14 protein-coding genes are annotated in these 17524 nt (G+C 40.1%); 7 read left to right on the forward strand and 7 right to left on the reverse strand.

Translation table 11 applies throughout. The annotated features are described in order from the left end of the window. Positions 1–10: 10 nt before the first annotated feature. The 6 genes from adeK to sdsA all read right to left on the reverse strand — a co-directional run bounded on the left by adeK (position 11) and on the right by sdsA (position 9785). Complete coding sequence (adeK, locus tag RMA94_RS02880; protein ID WP_002116015.1) at positions 11–1462, reverse strand: multidrug efflux RND transporter outer membrane channel subunit AdeK; 1452 nt, start codon at positions 1460–1462, stop codon at positions 11–13. Beyond that, a complete protein-coding gene (adeJ, locus tag RMA94_RS02885) occupies positions 1462–4638 on the reverse strand; it encodes a multidrug efflux RND transporter permease subunit AdeJ (RefSeq protein WP_032037323.1) in 3177 nt (1058 codons plus the stop codon). The genes adeK and adeJ overlap by 1 nt, the downstream gene beginning before the upstream one ends. Positions 4639–4650: 12 nt before the next feature. After that, positions 4651–5898, reverse strand: a complete 1248-nt coding sequence (gene adeI / locus RMA94_RS02890; RefSeq protein WP_002116482.1) for a multidrug efflux RND transporter periplasmic adaptor subunit AdeI — start codon at positions 5896–5898, stop codon at positions 4651–4653. Between the two features lie 24 nt (positions 5899–5922). Beyond that, entirely contained in the window at positions 5923–6549 is a 627-nt protein-coding gene (locus RMA94_RS02895) for a phosphatase PAP2 family protein (protein WP_005064516.1), read from the reverse strand. Positions 6550–6732: 183 nt separating this feature from the next. Beyond that, positions 6733–8793, reverse strand: a complete 2061-nt coding sequence (locus tag RMA94_RS02900; RefSeq protein ID WP_311081782.1) for a site-specific recombinase — start codon at positions 8791–8793, stop codon at positions 6733–6735. A gap of 14 nt (positions 8794–8807) precedes the next feature. Beyond that, positions 8808–9785: an All-trans-nonaprenyl-diphosphate synthase gene (gene sdsA, locus RMA94_RS02905; RefSeq protein WP_002116233.1), complete on the reverse strand. Its 978-nt coding sequence runs from the start codon at positions 9783–9785 to the stop codon at positions 8808–8810. A 441-nt stretch (positions 9786–10226) separates the two neighbouring features. Here sdsA and rplU point away from each other — a divergent pair, with 441 nt between their 5' ends. From rplU to RMA94_RS02940, 7 genes are all read left to right on the forward strand, one after another. Then, entirely contained in the window at positions 10227–10538 is a 312-nt protein-coding gene (gene rplU, locus RMA94_RS02910; RefSeq protein ID WP_000271409.1) for a 50S ribosomal protein L21, read from the forward strand. Between the two features lie 18 nt (positions 10539–10556). Then, positions 10557–10814 carry a 50S ribosomal protein L27 gene (rpmA, locus tag RMA94_RS02915; protein WP_002116037.1) on the forward strand — a complete coding sequence of 86 codons (258 nt, stop codon included), beginning with the start codon at positions 10557–10559 and terminating at the stop codon, positions 10812–10814. A gap of 240 nt (positions 10815–11054) precedes the next feature. Continuing rightward, entirely contained in the window at positions 11055–11750 is a 696-nt protein-coding gene (lolA, locus tag RMA94_RS02920; protein WP_004789378.1) for an outer membrane lipoprotein chaperone LolA, read from the forward strand. A 117-nt stretch (positions 11751–11867) separates the two neighbouring features. Beyond that, positions 11868–12668 carry an RsiV family protein gene (locus RMA94_RS02925; protein WP_311081784.1) on the forward strand — a complete coding sequence of 267 codons (801 nt, stop codon included), beginning with the start codon at positions 11868–11870 and terminating at the stop codon, positions 12666–12668. Between the two features lie 118 nt (positions 12669–12786). Further along, the gene (gene serS, locus RMA94_RS02930) at positions 12787–14058 is read left to right on the forward strand and encodes a serine--tRNA ligase (RefSeq protein ID WP_005072887.1); all 1272 of its coding nucleotides are present in this window, start codon (positions 12787–12789) and stop codon (positions 14056–14058) included. Positions 14059–14125: 67 nt separating this feature from the next. Further along, positions 14126–15499 carry a siroheme synthase CysG gene (cysG, locus tag RMA94_RS02935; protein ID WP_311081786.1) on the forward strand — a complete coding sequence of 458 codons (1374 nt, stop codon included), beginning with the start codon at positions 14126–14128 and terminating at the stop codon, positions 15497–15499. Positions 15500–15542: 43 nt separating this feature from the next. After that, complete coding sequence (locus tag RMA94_RS02940) at positions 15543–16016, forward strand: tRNA (cytidine(34)-2'-O)-methyltransferase (protein WP_311081788.1); 474 nt, start codon at positions 15543–15545, stop codon at positions 16014–16016. A 60-nt stretch (positions 16017–16076) separates the two neighbouring features. Here the strand turns inward: RMA94_RS02940 and RMA94_RS02945 are convergent. Then, on the reverse strand, positions 16077–17524 hold a 1448-nt coding region (locus RMA94_RS02945; RefSeq protein WP_311081790.1), incomplete at its 5' end, for a PT dipeptide repeat lipoprotein.

Here is a 17524-nt window from a genome sequence, read left to right on the forward strand (position 1 = left end):
TATTTAAAACTTATTGCTTTTTAAGTTCAGCACTAGATGGTTGATTAACCACTGTATCTGAAGTATTTGCTTTTAAACCACCACCTAGAGTTTTGTATAACTCAATTTGATTGTTTAAGTTTGCTTGTTGAAGCAATAACAAACCTTGTTCTGCTGAATAAGAAGAACGCTGTGCATCAAGAACCGTCAAGTAACTATCAATACCGGCACGGAAGCGGGCATTTGAAAGTGTGTAGTTGCGGTTAGTTGCTTCTACTAGACGTTGTTGAGCTGTTAAACGCTCACCGATGTTGGCACGAGTTGCAAGCGCGTCATTAACTTCGCGGAACGCAGACTGAACTGATTTTTCATAATCAGACAATGCAATTTTCTGATCAGTTTCAGAAATTTTTACATTGGCGCGACGAGTGCCCCAGTCAAAGATTGGTAAGTCTAAGCTTGGTCCAATTGACCATACAAAACCACCAGACTTAAATAGATCACTTAAGTCAGTTGATGCATAACCTGCAGAACCCGTTAAGCTAATGGTTGGGAATAAACGTGCTTTTGCAGCACCGATATTCGCACCGGCAGCGCTTAAGTTATATTCAGCAGCTTTTACATCTGGACGGTTGTTAAGCAAGTCGCTTGGTAAACCCGCTGTAAATACATTTTGTTGCGTAATGCGTTTTACCGGTTGGGTTGGCAACAAGTTTTGTGGAACTGATTGGCCAACTAACAAGTTCAACAAGTTTTGCGCTTGAGCAATCTGTGTTTTGTAGTTCGCTACATCATTACGCGCAGTTTCTACAGAAATCTGTGCCTGACGTAGTGGAACTTCACTGTCGATGCCCACATCAAAACGTTTTTTGTTGAGATTGTAAGAATCTTGCTGTGCTTTAAGTGTTTGCTCTGCAAGTCTTAAATTCGCTGTTGCGAAAGAATAGTTCAACCACGCTTGAGCCACTTGACTGATTAGACTGATTTGAGTCGAATCACGTGCGCTTTGCGTTGAAAGATAACTATCTAATGCAGCATCTTTTAAGCTACGTACACGGCCCCAGAAATCAAGTTCATAGGCAGTTACACCCAAACCTACTTGATAAGTAGAGTAGGGGTTATTCGGATCACGGCTTTGAGAAACCTGACGAATTGCACTACCACTTGCTCCGATTGTTGGAAGCTGATTGTTCTGTGTAATTCGATATTGCTGTTGAGCACGTTCGATATTGAGCGTTGCTGTACGTAAGTCGCGGTTGTTGGCAAGTGCCAAATCAATCACTCCGAGCAAACGAGGGTCAGCAAAGAACTGTTTGTAACCCTGTTCAGCAATAGACGTACCAGAAGCGCTATATGCATAGCTTTGTGGAATATCGGTTTTCACGACTGGTTCTGGGCCGCGCATGCTTTGACAAGCCGCCAAAGCAAGCGCAAGTGCAGATACCGCAATGCTACGACCTGAAATAGACCATACGTTTTGCATCACGATTTATGCTCCTGAGTGTTTATGGTTTTTGGTTTGTACTTAAAGATACTACGAATCCACACATAGAATACAGGGATAAAGAAGATACCTAAGAACGTTGCACTGAGTACGCCACCGAGTACACCGTAACCAACAGAGTGCTGACTTCCTGCACCTGCACCTGTTGAAAGGGCAAGCGGAAGTACACCGAAACCGAAGGCAAGGGTAGTCATGATGATTGGACGTAAACGCATTTTTGCAGCATGTAAAGTTGCTTCAATCAGGTCTTCACCTTTTTCCTGCAACTCTTTTGCGAACTCAACAATCAAGATCGCATTTTTTGCAGAAAGACCAATTACCGCGATCATCGCTACCTGGAAGTAAATGTTATTTGAGAGATTTGGATCTCCTTTAATAATCATACCCAAGTAAGTTAATACGATTGCACCAATAATACCGAGTGGTACTACAAGTAAAACCGAGAACGGAATAGACCAGCTTTCATACAATGCAGCCAAGCAAAGGAAAACGATTAACAATGAAAGCGCATATAAGAATGGAGCTTGAGCACCAGACTCACGTTCTTCAAGTGATAAACCTGTCCATTCATAGTCGAAACCTTGTAAGCCCATAGATGGTAACTTATCAATAATTTCTTCCATTGCTTTCATCGAGTCACCAGAGCTCACGCCAGGTGCAGGTGTACCTTGAATGTTAACCGATGACACGCCGTTATAACGTTCAAGACGTGGAGAACCATATGTCCATTCGCCAGTAGCAAATGCAGAGAACGGTACCATTTCGCCTTTGTTATTACGTACATACCACTTGTTTAAGTCTTCAGGCATCATACGGCTACCCGCATCACCTTGAACATAAACTTTTTTCACACGGCCACGGTCAACGAAGTCGTTAATGTATGAGCCACCCCATGCAATACGCATCGTATTGTTAATTTCGGCAATACTCACACCCATGGCACCAGCTTGAGCTTGGTCTACATTAATTTGATACTGAGGTGTATCTTCTTGACCATTAGGGCGAACACCCACAAGACGTTTATCTTGTGCAGCCAAACCTAAGATCGTATTACGTGCAGCAATAAGTTTCTCATGGCCTTGACCACTTGAATCTTTAAGTTGCAAGTTGAATCCGGCTGTTACACCTAATTCAGGCATTGCTGGAAGCTGTAAAGGCATGATGTAAGATGCGTCTTTAACGATCATATTCAATGCCATACCACGCTGAATCAATGCGCCAATTTGAGTTTCTGGTGAAGTACGTTCACTCCAGTCTTTCAATTTAACGAAGCCAATACCAGCATTTTGACCAACACCTGTGAATGAGAAGCCCGAAACGGTGAAAATAGATTCCACAGTATCTTTTTCATTCATGAAGAAGTTTGTCATGGTGTCAATCACTTTACCTGTACGGTCAAGCGTTGCATTTGGCGGTAATTGAACAAGCGTCATTACCACACCCTGATCTTCTTCTGGTAAGAATGAAGATGGGAGTTTTTGGAACAAGAACACTAATAAAGCAATAACTACAGCGTAAAGCACGCCAGAGAAGATTTTGCCCTTAAGCATGCGGTTAACACCATTTTGGTAGCTATGCGACATGCGGTCAAAACCATTGTTAAAGCCTCTAAAGAAACGAGCAAAAATATTATTGCTTGGTGCTTTGTTCGGATCATGCTGTTTTAAAATGGTTGCACAAAGTGCCGGTGTAAATGTTAACGCTACAATTAACGATAGAACCATTGCTGTTACAAGGGTAATCGAGAACTGACGGTAAATTACACCAGTTGTACCACCAAAGAATGCCATTGGTACGAATACCGCTGTTAATACGCTTGTGATACCAATTAACGCGCCAGAAATCTGTTGCATTGATCGTGAGGTCGCCGTGACCGGATCGGTATGCTCTTCGCTCATAACCCGTTCGACGTTTTCGACCACAACGATGGCGTCATCGACCAGAAGACCAATTGCCAATACCATGGCGAACATGGTTAAGGTGTTAATTGAGAAGCCAAAGATATTAATAACAGCGAATGTACCTAACACAACAACAGGTACAGCAAGTGTTGGAATAATCGTTGCGCGCCAGTTCTGTAAGAACAAGAACATCACAATGAATACTAAAACTACCGCTTCAATTAATGTGTGTACAACACTTTCAATTGAAAGACGAATAAATGGAGTCGTGTCATAAGCTAGTTTATCTGCAAGACCTGTTGGATAGTTCTTACGTAATTCAGATAAACGATGTTCAACAGCTTCCGCGGTATCAAGTGCGTTGGCACCAGTTGCAATTTTAATTGCAAGACCACCAGCAGGTTTACCGTTAAACTTCGAGTCAAACTGATAGTTATCAGAACCTAACTCTACACGTGCAACATCTTTTAAACGAACCTCAGCACCAGATGCTGTGTTCTTCAAGAAGATATTTTTAAACTGTTCAGGTGTTTGCAGCAAACTTTGTGCATTCACTGTTGCGTTAAGCACTTGACCTTGTACAGCTGGTGCACCACCTAATTGACCTACTGCTACTTGTGAGTTTTGCGCTTGTAAAGCTGTCGCAATATCACTAGGAGTAAGTTGATAACTGGTTAACTTAGCTGGATCAAGCCAAATACGCATTGCGTATGAACCACCAAAGACCTGTACCTCACCCACACCAGCAACACGGCTAAGTGGTTCTTTAATTGATGAGTTTACGTAGTCTTTAATGTCCGAGTCAGAAAGGCTGTTATCTGGTGAGTAGAATGCAATAACTTGCAAGAAGCTTGCACCAGATTTAGTTACTGTTACACCTTGACGCTGTACATCTTCAGGTAAAAGCGCAGTTGCAGATTGCAATTTGTTTTGAACCTGAACCTGTGCAATATCTGGATCAATACCTTGTTCAAAGTTTAATTGAATAGAGGCCTGACCGTTACCAGCACTGTTAGATGAAATGTAGCGTAAACCATCTAGACCATTCATTTGTTGTTCAATGATCTGGGTTACAGTGTTTTCAACAGTCTCAGCAGATGCACCAGGATAAGTTGCAGCAATTGTAACTGTCGGTGGTGCAATCGTCGGATACTGTGCAATAGGCATTTTTGTTAGCGTGAGAATACCCGCCAACATAATGACTAATGCAATCACCCACGCAAAAATGGGGCGATGAATAAAAAATTGTGCCATTCAATCTACCCCTTATGCATTAGATGCTTTCTGTTCTGCTTGAGGTTTACCTGATTGAGCCGGTTTTGTCGCATTTGGAGCTGCACCTTGTGGATTCGCTGGTTGAGCTTGGTAAGGTTTTGCTGAAACTTCTTGCCCTTCTTTAACTTTGGCAACACCGTCAACAATCACTTTATCACCAGCTTTAAGACCGTTAGTCACAATCCAGTTTTGTCCTTGAACACCAGAGGTTTCAACAGGACGACTCTCAACAGCACCTTTGGCATTAACAAGCATTGCTACAGCTTGACCTGTAGGTAAACGTGTAATTGCAGCTTGAGGAATCAGGTAAGCATTAGGAACTACACCTTGAACAATCTGTGCAGTGGTATACATGCCTGGAAGTAACAGATGATTCGGGTTTGAGAATACGGCACGTAAAGTAATCGTTCCTGTATCCTGATTTACAGAAGCATCAGAGAAAGCAAGTTGTCCTTCGATTGGGTAAGTTGAACCATCTTCGAGCTTCAATTTCACTTTCGTGTTGTTACTATTGTTTAAACTGCCTTTGCTAAGTTGTTGACGTAAACGTAATAACTCGGCACTAGACTGGTTAATGTCAACATAGATTGGGTCTAACTGTTGAATCGTCACTAACGGATCAGTTTGGTTGGCAGTCACTAAAGCACCAGCTGTTACAGAAGAACGTCCAGACTGACCAGAAATTGGTGAGCGAATTGTAGAGTAGCCAAGATCAACATTTGCATTCGTTACTTGAGCTTTTGCAGCAGAAACTTGTGCTTCGGCAACATTAACTTGACCAAGTAAGTCGTCATACTCTTGTTTAGATACAGCGTTACTTGAAACAAGTTGCTTATAACGGTTTAACTTAGTACGTAGTGAAGCTAGATTTGCCTGTTGTTGTAAAAGGGTAGCCTTTGCATTTTCAAGCGTTGCACGGTTAGTTCGAGAATCCAGTTCATATAGAGCCTGTCCTTCACGAACGTAACTTCCTTCAGCAAACAAGCGTTTTAAAATCACACCACTTGTTTGAGGGCGAACTTCAGAAATTTGATATGCTGAAGTACGGCCGGAGAGTTCAACGCTTTGTTCAACACTTTGTGGTTGAGCAACAATAACACCTACTTCTGCAGGCGGCATTTTCTGAGCAGCAGCAGCTTGCTGTTTCTCATCGGAGCCTTTGCTACAACCAACAAGTGCGATACTTGTTGCTAATGCGCAAGCAGTAAGGGCAGGAGCCCAAAGCTTAGCCGACATCATTGTTCCACCTCGTTTAGATAAAATCTAAAAATATATTTGTTTTCTACTTAACCTACTTTGTGTTTGTAATAACCAGAGCCAAAGCAGTGCAATCCAAATAAAACCTATGCCCCAACCGGCGAGTACATCTGTTGGAAAATGAACTCCAGCATATATTCTTGAAAGCCCCATGCAGATAAACCAAAGACAGGAAATCAAAATGATATAAGGAGAGTTAGTGTTGGGCTTATGGCATAACATTATCATTGCCATACAAGCCAGTGTTGATGCATAAACACTATGTGCACTTGGGAACGATGCACCATAACTTTCGACAATATGATATACCTGTGGAGGTCTTGGACGGTCAACACACCACTTGAGCAGCCAACCCGTGATGATACTGCCAAGAACACCCACGCTAATGAAAATAACAGTAATATATTTTTTATACCATGCTTGATATATACACACCAACAAGGATAAAAAACATACAAAAGGCATACCACCTACACGTGCTAGAAAGGTCGTAATAGAGTTAAGATAATCTGATCGATTTTCACTCAATATTTGAACGGTGAGAAGATCCAAAGATTGAAGTCTTGGTACAAAAAGACCAAGAACACCTAATCCTAAAAAAATACAACCAATAAAAAGCAATAAATAGGGCATGTATATACCTTTGCTTGTTCAAGCAGTGTCTACTACTGAAAGCCGTTAAAAGTGTACTTGCCAGTACACTTTTTTTCAAGCCTGATAGATCATCGTAAATTCATTTTGAAAATTTTTTAACATTTGGAAAAACAATCACAACAAAATTGACGAAAATCACATTTTGTGTACAAAGCAAAATTCTTAGTGGTCTGCTTTTTTCCCGTTATTTGTTGAAGTGTTTTCTTCAAGTTCTAATGGTTGTTTTGGTGGCCAAAAAAAATCACTTGGACGAGTTAAAAAATGAGTCATGACCAATTTGGCTAAAGGTTTCCATTGTTCAAAGCGGACTCGACGCGCTCGTAATGCCACAATAATTGTTAAGGTGAAACTCACAAATAAGTTGGTGAGACCAATACATAACACACCGAGAAAGGACACGATAATCAGTCCGATATCTGGGCTGCCGTTAATAGTCATTAAACCTTGAATAAAGTTAGCGGATGCAAAGGCAATATGGCGAATATCTAAAGGTAGACCTAGGATAAAGCCTATGGTTCCCATACTTCCTAACATAATACCGAATAAGAAGTTACCGGCTAACGCACCTAAATTACGTTCAATATATTCAGCAAAACGGTTAAGGCGATCTTGCCCAAACCAGCTAGCTAAACGGCGATGTGCTCTTAGACGCGGGCCGACTTTTCGGTAAACAGCCATGTTGTCAAAGTATCCTGCAATGAGACCTGACAAAAACAGACATACTCCAGCAATTGCTGCATGTGGAACTGCTAATGAAGTGAATGGATTTAGGCTGTGTAGAAGATAAGTGGCTTTAGTATGGGTTAATAACGGTTCATCAAGATAAAATTGCCATGCAAAAGTGATGAGTGCGGCAGTAGGAATTGCAATTGAAATATTGCCTAAAATAGCAATAAATTGCGTTCGGATAATATTAATAATAAGCGCCGCTAACTCTGCAATTTGAGCCGTTTTAGAGCCTTTACGTTGCTGTACTGTTGCAGCAAGAGCTGCCGCCGTCATAGCGGGTTGCTTGGTCGCAACTGTAAAATGCAGAACATGAATCAGAATGAAACCTAGGGAATAATTCATACTGAAAGTAAAGGCTTGCATGAGCGGGGCCATTGTCATTCTTGCAGCAAGAATTTTTAAAGATGCCATAAAGGCAATAATGACACCTGCACCAGCGGCAGCTTTATACATTCCCCAGAAGCCTTTGGTATCTGTACTTACGTAATGTTCACCTGTTCGGCTAGCATTTTCTGTTACCTGAAAAGCAATGAGTTCACTGGTCGTACTGAGTAATGAGCGAACACTTTTTTCGCTGTAATGTGCCTTGGTTAAATCGGAAATCAGATGTCCTAAAGAAACATATTTTCCTTTAGTGTTATCTACGACCAGATAAAGTAATAACTCAATTCGATCAAGACATTGCTCAAGTAATGACAGTAAGTAAGTCAAACTTAAGCTGACACCAATTCTTTTGGTCGCACGGCGAATCTTTAAAACCACATCTCGGCACTGTTCCAACATAACAAATGCTTGTGATGCATCGGGCGGGGAAATAACCGCAATTTCATGTTCAGAAACTTCTTGTCTTTTATACTTTTCAATAAACTCAATAATTTCACGGTTCTGAACTAAAAACGGTGACTCATATTCTGTTAATTCTGGTTGAGCATTAATAAATTCGGGATAAAGACCAATTCCACTAATTCGATAAGATAAGACTGTAATGGCTTTAATCATTTCACTTTGAATGACTAACTTCTCATCGACATTACTTTGGCTTTGCCCAATAAGGCTAAATAAATTTTCCCAATCTTCATCATCAATATTATTGAGCCAAATTTTGTCACTTTCTAAATAGAAAATTTTACCAATTAATATTTTGAGTTGGCTTGAGTCTTCAATTAGCGGTAAAAAATGTGCTCCGAGTCTTTGCCCAAGCTGGTTCCAGAAACCATCTAAAGACAAAATTCCACTATCAGCATATAAACTAACTTGCTTATAGCGATTAATTAAACGTAATAAAAAAGTTTGTAGTAAGAAGGGCGCTGTAGGTGTGCGCAAAAGACTTTCAATAAAAGCCTGTATTTTTTTCTTAATTTCATCCGTATCTTGTGGGTTGGATGGTCGGATGACATTGACGAGTTCAATCAGTAGATTTTCATCAATGACAGCTTGAGGATCCTCAAGCTGCTTCTCTATTTTTAAAAAAAGATTTGAAAAATTTATATGCATAGGCAAAATAATATCTATTGTATTCGATGTAACGCAAGCTGAGTTAAGTTAATCAAAGCCTGACGATACGGTGTATCGGGTAGGTTTGATAAAGCTTGCAGTGCTGCTTCTGTTTCTTCTTGGGCACGTTGGTTGCAATAATCTAAAGCACCAGACTTCTGTACAATTTCGATGACCTGAGATAGTTGGTCTACTCCACCGGTTGCGATACTGCGACGAATAATCGCATGCTCTTCACCTGTTGAGCGTGCTAATGCAGAAATTAACGGTAAAGTTGGCTTACCTTCCATTAAATCATCACCAATATTTTTACCTAATGTTTCAGCATCAGAGGTGTAGTCTAAAATATCATCAATAATCTGGAATGCATTACCAAAATGACCGGCAAACAATCTTAATGGCTCACGGTACGCTTCTTGCCCCGCCAAAATAGCAGCACCTTCTGTAGCCAGCTCAAACAGGCGGGATGTTTTGCCATGAATAATTTTTAAATAAGTTTCTTCAGTTGTATCTGGTTGATGCTGTGATTGAAGTTGTAATACTTCACCTTCAGCAATTTCACATGTACCTGTTGAAAAGTCTTTCAATAAAGTCATGTTGTTTAAATCGACCAGTAAATCGAAAGCACGGGCGATCAGGAAGTCACCGACTAAAACAGCTGTCTGATTGTTCCATGTCGCATTTGCTGTAGGGCGACCACGACGAAGGCCAGATTCATCTACCACATCATCATGGACCAGTGTCGCGGTATGTAACATTTCAATGATTGCAGCTAAACGCTGTGCATTTGCCATGTTATCTAAACCACAAGCACGTGCTGCAAGCAAACACATGATTGGGCGCATACGCTTTCCGCCAGCTTCAACGACGTGTTTGCTGACAGACATGACTAAACCGACTTTTGAGCTAATTCCTTCATTAATCAAGTGATCCATCGCAGCGAAGTCTGAAGCAACAGGCGCAAGAATGTCTTGCTTGAAATCGATGACCATATGAAGAAAAACCCCGTATTGGTAGATAAGTGGCGTTAGTGTATCAATTAAAGATGTGTTGCATAGCTTAACAAGTGGCTGATATTAATCATTTCTATTGTTTTTAAGCGTTTTTTGTTCTTTATTTAAGCAAAATACGATGTTTTCGGCAAAACAATAAATTTAATGACATCAGCATTAATACAACTTGTTCTTGACGCAATTTGTGTTTGGAACTGTATTTTAATTTTCATTCAGAATCAATGAAAACTGCTAAATTCCAGTCCAAGCTGTTTGATTTTGTAAGAATAGGGGATCATGCTTTACTGATATATAGAAAATACTTGTCGTTTGATCAAATTTCACTTAAAATCTGTCGCCTTGTATAACCCCAGTGGCGATCGTTTTAAGATCGATATATCCCTTTATCGACACGACGACACGGGCTGATTGGAGTACATTATGTACGCAGTAATCCAAAGCGGTGGTAAACAGCACCGTGTAGTTGAGGGCGAAACCCTTAAAGTTGAATTATTGAAAGCTGAATCTGGTGCGACTATTACATTTGATGATGTATTAATGGTTGTAAACGGTGACAACATTCAAATCGGTGCTCCAGTTGTAGCTGGCGCTAAAGTAACTGCAGAAGTGATTGGTCATGGTCGTCACGACAAAATCCGCATTATCAAAATGCGTCGTCGTAAACACTACCGTAAACAACAAGGTCACCGTCAATGGTTCACTGAGTTGAAAATTACTGGTATTTCAGGCTAATCACGAGGAGTAAGAGACATGGCAACTAAAAAAGCCGGTGGATCGACGAAGAACGGTCGTGATTCAAACCCAAAAATGTTAGGTGTTAAAGTTTACGGTGGTCAAGCTGTAACTGCTGGTAACATCATCGTTCGTCAACGTGGTACTGAGTTCCACGCTGGTGCAAATGTTGGTATGGGCCGTGACCATACTTTATTTGCTACTGCTGACGGCGTAGTAAAATTCGAAGTGAAAGGTCAATTTGGCCGTCGCTACGTAAAAGTTGAAACTGTATAAGTTTTAGCTTCAAAAAAAGCCCACATTTTGTGGGCTTTTTTTATGGAATTTAATCTGGTGTATCTTCATCATGATGAATGAAATTCTACAAACAACATGAATAACATAACAAAATATCTTATTTTCTCAATGATTAGCACAGAGTTTGTCGGTTAATATGAGTCTTGAATTAAGAGCTTGCTAAGTTTCATAACTTTGAAAGATGGCAAGTTGTCTTACAGCAACTAAAAAGGTGATGACATGAATATGCTTCGTAAAACTATGTGTGCTATTACACTCAGCGCGTCAGTGCTTGCTCCTGTAATGAGTACTACAGTGTTTGCTGCGCCTGTAGCAGCACCGGAGCAACAGGCAATTGGGAACCTGGTTAATCAGTTATCAGGATTACAGCGTTTGACTGCCGATTTTGAACAAACAACTAAAGCCAATACAAAAACTGTGGCACAGAAAAAGAGTTTAAGTGCACAGCATATGAACCAGACATTTAAAGGCTCAATGAAAGTTGAGCGTCCGGGGAAATTTTATTGGGAAACAGTAAGTCCTGCTAAACAAACTATCGTAACGAGCGGAAAAACAGTTTGGATCTATGATCCGGATTTACAACAAGCTGTCCGCCAAAGCTTAGATGATCAGGTTGCAGATACACCAGCATTATTACTCTCTGGTAATACCAATCAAATCATGAAGTCTTATCGTGTAACACAACCCGATAAATCTAAACTCTATTTCACATTATTCCCTAAAAAAGAAGATGGGGCGTTCCAAAGCTTAACGATTAGCTTCGGAGCAAATAAAGCGCCTACACTTATGGTATTACAAGACTCATTAGGTCAAACCACCTATGTACGCTTTAAGAACGTTAAAGTAAATGCTTCAATTCCGGCATCAGTCTTTAACTTTACACCTCCAAAAGGTACAGATGTTATTGACCAATAATTAAAGCCTCTTCAAAAAAGCTACCGTAAAAGGTAGCTTTTTTTTATATAAGAGAGGCAGATACATTTTTTAACCCCGTCTTATTCTTACGCTTTGTATAGTGTTAGAGGTAAATTCATGGGGATTATTATGCGACTTTACGATAAGAAAATTATTGTTATTCTTCCATTAATGGCTGCAATGGCAATGGTAACTGGTTGTCAACCAAAGTCGGCAGCCAAAGAAGAGCAGGCTGCTTCGACTGCAAAAGTTAAAGAAACGAAAGAGGCTGGTGTTCCTGTAATTCAAGCAAAAGTAATCCCAGTAAAATTGCCAAAATCAAAAGTTTGCTTAGAAGATGGTTGTACTGAGTATGACTTTCAAACGGTACAAACCAATCAGAAGTGGATTAATGATTACTTCACCAATCGTATAAAGAAAGCAGATCCGAACGCTTTTGCAAATCTGGCAGATCAACCAGTCGAAGTACCTGAAGGCGAGGCTCGTTCGAGCCAAAGTGCAATTTATGTTCGCTATTTAGGACAAAATTATAATCTTGCAACTTTTGCATTCCAGACCTATTCCTATTCTGCAGGTGCTGCACATGGCATGTCTCATCAAGAATTTGTAAATTTTGATTTGTTAAATAAAAAGCACATTACTGTTGAAGAGCTTATTAAGCCAGATGTTGAAAAACAGTTGGTTGATGCACTTTTTGAAGCAAATACCAATTGGCTTCAAGAGCACAATATTACTCGTGAAAAACTGCAATTAAGCGATAATTTCTACTATGGTGCTAATGGCATTGTATTTGTCTATCCAATTTATGAGCTAGCTTCATATGCAGAGGGAATGTCTGAATTAACCCTGCCGTATTTTGAGGCGAATAAGTTCATTAAACCTGAGTACTTACCAAGTGTGCCAAACTATAACTTGTAAAACTGGTGATCTATTCTAACAATTGTGTGAAAGCTATTCGTTATGAAGATGATCACTATATTTTTTAGTGTTAAGGCCTTACACTATAGCCAGTTTTTTACCCATATTATGATTGATTATGATCGACCCTAAGTTACTCAGAAATAATATTGAAGCCGTTAATGCGGCTTTGGCAAAACGCGGTGTTCAATTAGATGTTCAAGAATGGGCTTCTTTAGAAACTCGCCGTAAAGATTTGCAATCAAAAACTGAAAAATTGCAGGCAGAACGTAATGCTGGTGCAAAACAAGTGGGTCAGATTAAAAAATCCGGTGGTGATGCTTCTGAAATCATGGCGCGTATGCAAGCCATTGGCGACGAAATCAAAGCTGCTGAAGTTGCTTTGTCAGAGTTACAAAACGAGATTGAACAAAAAGCGTTGAGTATTCCTAACTTACCAGATGAGTCTGTTCCTGCTGGTAAAGATGAAGATGATAACGTTGAAATCTCAAAATGGGGTACGCCTCGTCAGTTTGATTTTGAAATCAAAGATCATACTGATTTAGGTGAGTGGATGGGTGGTTTAGAGTTTGAAACCGCTACTAAATTGACTGGTTCACGTTTTAGCGTATTGAAAGGTTCTTTAGCACGCCTACAACGTGCATTAACACAGTTCATGCTTGATACCCATACTTTAAAGAATGGCTATACAGAAGCTTACGTGCCTTATTTGGTCAATGCTGATTCACTTCGTGGTACTGGTCAGTTGCCAAAATTTGAAGAAGATTTATTCAAACTTCAAGGTGAAAAAGAATATTACCTCATCCCTACAGCAGAAGTTCCAGTTACTAACTTCGTTCGCGATGAGATTATTGATACCGAACGTTTGCCTTTAAAATATGCAGCGCATACGCCATGTTTCCGTAGTGAAGCTGGTTCTTATGGTCGTGATACCCGTGGTTTAATTCGTCAGCATCAATTTGATAAAGTTGAGATGGTGCAAATCGTTAAACCTGAAACATCTATGCAAGCACTTGAAGAGCTTACTGCACATGCTGAGGGCATTTTGCAGGCACTAGGTTTACCATACCGCAAAATTTTGCTCTGTGGTGGGGATATGGGCTTCGGTGCTACTAAAACTTACGACTTAGAAGTTTGGGTTCCAAGCCAAAATACTTATCGTGAAATCTCTAGCTGCTCTAATATGGGTGATTTTCAGGCACGCCGCATGAAAGCACGCTACAGAATGGATCAAAAGAAGACCGAATTGGTGCACACACTAAATGGTTCAGGTCTGGCAGTTGGACGTACTTTGCTTGCTGTAATGGAAAATTACCAACGTGAAGACGGTTCTATCGAGATTCCAGAAGTATTACGCCCATATATGGGTGGTGCAACGTTTATTGACTAAGCTTTGCATCTAAATTGTGCACGGTTTTTGCTTAACCCAAATCAGATGATTAATGTAGAGGTTTAAGGTGGATATTTTTCCAATCTCTTTAAAGTTGCAACAGCAACATTGTCTGATTGTAGGTGGTGGGCATATTGCATTGCGCAAAGCAAACCTTTTAGCCAAAGCGGGAGCAGTAATCGATATTATTGCTCCTGCAATTGAAGAGCAGCTTTTACATTTAGTCAAAACGACAGGCGGAGAGTATTTTGCCGAGTCCTTTGCTGAAAAAATATTAAATACACCATATCGATTAGTGATTGCTGCAACTAATGATGCGCAAGTGAATAAAGCTGTTTTTGAACAATGTGAAGCTCGTAATTTATTGGTCAATAGTGTTGATGATATTCCACATTGCCGCTTTATGGTTCCAGCTATTATTGATCGTTCTCCGTTAATTATTTCTGTCGCTTCAAATGGTGCATCACCAGTTTTATCGAGACAACTTCGTACTCAAATAGAAACAATTGTTCCGCATGGCATGGGTAAGTTGGCTGAGTTTTCTGGTCAGTGGCGTAAGCAGGTAAAAGAAAAAATTCCCAATCCAGATGAGCGTCGGATTTTTTGGGAAAATCTCTATGCTAGCCCATTGAAAGAACAAGTTTTCAATGACAATTTAGAAGTTGCAAATAGTTTGATTCAGCAAGCCTTAACAGAATGGACTGCACCTAAAGGTGAAGTTTATTTGGTAGGCGCTGGACCGGGTGATCCAGAGTTACTGACACTAAAAGCATTACGTCTTATGCAGCAAGCTGATGTTGTGATTTATGATCGTCTTGTTTCTGCGCCCATTTTAGAGCTTTGCCGTCGTGATGCGACTAAAATTTATGTCGGTAAAGCGCGTTCAAATCACTCCGTTCCCCAAGATGGCATCAATGCTTTACTGGTTGAGTATGCTCAAAAAGGAAAGCGTGTTTGTCGTTTAAAGGGTGGTGATCCATTTATCTTTGGACGTGGTGGTGAAGAGATTCAAGAGCTCGTTGAGGCGAATGTCACTTTCCAAGTTGTACCAGGTATAACAGCAGCATCAGGCTGTTCAGCTTATGCGGGCATTCCACTAACACATCGTGATTATGCACAAAGTGTTCGTTTCTTGACTGGGCATTTAAAGGAAGGTTCACCTGAACTTCCTTGGAATGAGCTGGTTTATGAAAATCAAACTTTGGTTTTATATATGGGGCTAGTTGGTTTAGAACGCATTTGTGAGCAACTTATTGCTCATGGCCAACGTGCTGATATGCCGGTAGCTTTAATCTCTAAGGGAACCACACCAGACCAGAAAGTTGTAGTTGGAACATTAGCTGATATCGCAACTAAAGTGTCTGAACATCATATCATAGCACCGACTTTAACCATTATTGGTGAAGTGGTGAATTTACGTGAACAGTTAAAATGGCAATAAGTTCATTTGAGTTTATTGCTGGTTATTAAAGTCGAGAAAATTTGTGATTCATGTTGTCCTATACGAGCCTGAAATTCCTGCCAATACAGGCAATATCATTCGTTTATGTGCTAATACTGGTGCACAGTTACATCTAGTCAAGCCTTTGGGTTTCGAGCTAGATGATAAAAAGCTCAAACGAGCAGGCCTTGATTATCATGAATGGGCTCGTATGCAAATTTGGGACAACATAGAACTTTGCCTTGCCAACTTGAAAGCTAAAGGGGTTGAGCATGTTTTTCCACTCACCACTAAAGGTTCTGCAACTCCGCATACAGTTGATTTGAATCGACCTGTGGCTTTACTGATGGGACCAGAAACACGCGGCCTGCCTGAGCATGTTCGCTTGATGTTTCCACAAGAACAGTGGATTCGTTTGCCAATGGCTGAAAACTCAAGAAGTTTAAATTTATCTAATGCAACGGCTGTGATTGTTTATGAAGCATGGCGTCAGCAGGGTTTTAAAGACTTAGGATAAGTTAATAGTTTTTAAATAAAAATAAGGCCACAGTTGTGGCCTTATTTGTTTTTAGATGTCTTATTTAGGGAAAACAACACCACTTGCTAAATCATAATTTGTTGGTGAGTTGGTATAGACTGATCCAAGTCGAACTGCAAAGAACCAGCCTAATGTACCTTGGTCTTGAATCCGATTTTCAAAGATATAAGGCTCATCTGTTTCGGATGCAGCATCTTCAATAAATACTTTATATTCAATAGGTCCTGTATTTTCACTGTCGCGCTCAAATAGATAACCATCAATATTAAAGAAGCCTAGGTTGTTGTTTGCATCCACCAATCTATAACCTTCAGCTGACTGTTCTTTAAGAAGTTTTTCAAGTTTAATTGCATCATCCTTATTGAAAGGAATATGTTGCGGAACTTCAAAATAACGATACGCATAGGTCCCGTTATGTGTGCTGCTATTTACACAAGTCGGTACATAGAAGGTTCCATTTGTTGTGCCATTATTGGTGAATTCTGAGTTTGCGTAAATTAGCTTACAACCTTGTGCACCTAGTTCATTGAAGGCATTTAAAATACTTGTGCGAGAGGTGTTGGTTAAGAAGCGATTAGAATAAGAATATGTTGCAGGTTTCTTATCATTTTTCACAAATAAATATTTATCTGTATCAGATGTAACCTCGCCAAATGAAAGCTTATATATATAGCCTAAGCTACCTTGTTTATTTAACTCATTCACCCATAGTAAATAACGGTTTGCTACTGAATTAGTTTTAACATCAACTGTTTTATAGGTATATGTATCAGTTGATTTATTATTTTTGACATACAGATTTTTATACAGCGTAAAGCTTCCATCTGGATTATCTAAACTGACTGAGGGCGTGAGAAGGGCGTAGCCTTGGCGTCCTTGATCATTAAGTTGACTTAATACGTCTGCCCAAGATTCTTTATTGTCTCCTAGTCTATAACTTGCTGTTGCCAATACTTGAGTTGGCTTTTGCATACTTGCTGGTGGAGTTGTTTTTGTAAAACACGTATTTGTCAGATCAAAGTTTGCTTGCTGCAAATAATTATGTATTGCATTTGGTTCATCTGTAGGAACTAGACAGAATTGGTTTGCATTTTTAAAGCCTAGAATAGCTGGCTGTTTCTGAGTTAGCTTTCCTGCTACTACAAGCTGCCAATCTACTTTGTTATAGCTTGAGGTTTGTACTGTCTGAGGTGCTCCAATATTTGAAACCAGACTAAAATCTTCAGCTTGGCGGTAACTTGCAACAATGTTACCTGTACAGTTCGATTCATTCTCATAACGTACTGTTTCACTGGCAAATCGAACGCTGTTATCAGAAACCTTAATGACGTTCATTTTTAGAGCAGACCCATTAATACAAGCTCCTTTACCTGCTAACCAACTTCCCACAAAGCGGTCCGCTACACTTGTTGGTGTTGGTGTTGGTGTTGGTGTTGGTGTTGGTGTTGGTGTTGGTGTTGGTGTTGGTGTTGGTGTTGGTGTTGGTG

The sequence above is a fragment of the Acinetobacter sp. V115_6 genome (genome assembly GCF_031799025.1).
Classification (GTDB): Bacteria; Pseudomonadota; Gammaproteobacteria; order Pseudomonadales; family Moraxellaceae; genus Acinetobacter; species Acinetobacter pittii.